The organism is Chloroflexota bacterium, from assembly GCA_014360805.1.
Taxonomy (GTDB): domain Bacteria; phylum Chloroflexota; class Anaerolineae; order DTLA01; family DTLA01; genus DTLA01.
Genome location: JACIWU010000148.1, coordinates 1 through 2,092 on the forward strand (window position 1 = coordinate 1; position 2,092 = coordinate 2,092).

Here is a 2,092-nt window from a genome sequence, read left to right on the forward strand (position 1 = left end):
GGAGCGCCGACGCCATAGGCGATCAGAACGGCATCCCAGTATTCATCCGGCGCCATGCGGCCGCTGTTGGCCGCCGCGCGCAGCGCCTTCAGACGGGCGCGCCGGGCATCGTCCAGTTTCGGCGCGATGCCCCGCCGCTTGAGCAAGTCCATCACGTATCGGCTCGTGGATTGCGGGCGGTGGTACAGCACCCCCGCTGCGTCAAAAAATATTCCCCGTATCGCCATCAACGGTCTCCGAGCGTGAGAGTATCAGAGGAACGACCTCCGTCAGGTCGCGGACAATGGCGTCAGGCGCAGCCTCTGCCTTGCCGCGATCTGCTTTGTCTGTCAGAAACGAATGGATTTGAATGGCAAGCCCGTACCCCGCCCGACGTGCGCCGATAACGTCGCGAGACACCGTGTCGCCGACGTAGGCGCACGCCGCCGGTGGAAGGCCCAGCAGCCGCGCCGCTTCCAAGAAGATTCGCACATTAGGCTTGCGCCAGCCGAAGCAGGCGCTGGTAACCACAGGGCCGAACAGGTGCGCAATCCCATAAGCCTCCAGTTGGCGCGGGACCAGGGTGCGGCTGATGATATTGGAGATAATGCCCAGCCGAAACCCCCGCTCGCGCAAGGTGTGCAGCACATCGGGCACCTCCGCGCGCAGCCTACGCACCTGATAGTGCATTTCGTAAAAGAACGTAAGGTCTTCCGCAGCCGCCTCCAGGCAATCCCTGGGCAACCGGCTATTGGGAAAGATGTACTCTGTCCACACGCGTTCGGGTGGGAGTTCTATCTCCGTCGCCTCGCGCCACGCCTGGTACGCTTCCATCCCCGACACGACGGTGCGCTGCAACGTTCCGAGGTCCAGCCCTGGCTCAAGACCCCGCTGGCTCAGAAAGCGCTGAAGTTCTCGCGTTGCCTCTCGGTGGCTGGCGGAGTCGTAGTAGATATCTTCCAGCGTGCCGCCCACGTCAAAGACGATAGCCTGAATCGGGATCTGCGTCATTTCGGTCTCCAGAACGTTCCGCGAGGGCGCGGAGAATGTCCCACCACTCGCCCGCATGCCAAAGCGCGGGGCCACAACTGGGCGCTCCGGGGGCGCGGAGGTCTGCGCCCCCGGCACGCCCTTGTTTATCCACGCAGAACCGCGCTTACTGGAGCAGGTTCACCGCCCAGAAGTCGCGCATCTTGGCGATGTTGGCGTAAACGTAGGCGTCGTCCTGGGTCCACACGCTGAGTTCATTGCGCGGGATCGCGCCCTTGGGCGCAGGCACGTCGGTGCGGGCCGAGTAGTCGCCGATGACGTTCCACGGCTCAAACCCCTCGTTGAGCACGAAGCGGATGAACAACTTGGCGGCATTCGGATGCGACGCGCGGTTGATCACCGCCAGGTAGGCCTGCGTCTGCACGCCCATGACCGGCTTGACCCCCCTGCAGGCGTCAAAGACCAGAGCACCCTTCAAAGTGTTCCGATACTTGGAGTAGGAAGTGAACCCTACGCCGGCTTCCTTCATGCCGGGCGTGGCGAAGGCCTGGACGACCTCATCGCCGCCGGGTTCGGGCACGGGCGAATTCTGCGCGAACTTCTTCACCCAGAGCCACCCCGCGTCGGGCGTGTCGGGATCCAGGACGGGATCCTTGCCATAGCGCTCCCGGTAGGCGGCAGCCAACTCCTCGGCGTGGGCCGCGATGGTGGTCAGGATGCCCATGGTGGAAGCATCGGTCAACGGATCCTCAATGAAGACCTTGCCCTTCCACTCGGGCTCAGTCAACTGCCACCAGTTGGTGATGGGGCAGCCGTTGGGGTTGAGTTCGGTGTTGTAGCCCAGGACGCGCACGCCGTAGCGGGCCACGACCAGAGGGTTGCGGGCTTCGGGCGGGATCACGTCCAGCAGGTCATCGGGAACGAACGGGACGAGATAGCCCTTCGGGAGGAGGTCGCCGAAGATGTCGGGGCCGCCACCCGAGAACCAAACGTCGCCGACGTAGGCGCCGGCCTTCTGCTCCTCGCGAACTTTGATGACCGCGTCGTCGCCGCCCAGGTCGTACCCTTCCACGGTGATTTCGGGGTACTTCTCCATGAACATGGCCGCGGCCTTCTCAATGCG

The 2,092-nt window shown here is 63.9% G+C and carries 3 protein-coding genes; all 3 read right to left on the bottom strand.

The features are described from left to right. The coding region (locus tag H5T65_14065; GenBank protein ID MBC7260353.1) for a hypothetical protein at nucleotides 1-227 on the bottom strand (227 nt) is incomplete at its 3' end. Beyond that, entirely contained in the window at nucleotides 202-990 is a 789-nt protein-coding gene (locus H5T65_14070; protein MBC7260354.1) for an HAD family hydrolase, read from the bottom strand. The genes H5T65_14070 and H5T65_14065, both read right to left, overlap by 26 nt. Nucleotides 991-1,135: 145 nt before the next feature. Further along, nucleotides 1,136-2,092, bottom strand: a 957-nt coding sequence (locus H5T65_14075) for an ABC transporter substrate-binding protein (GenBank protein ID MBC7260355.1), incomplete at its 5' end; no start/stop codon positions are given.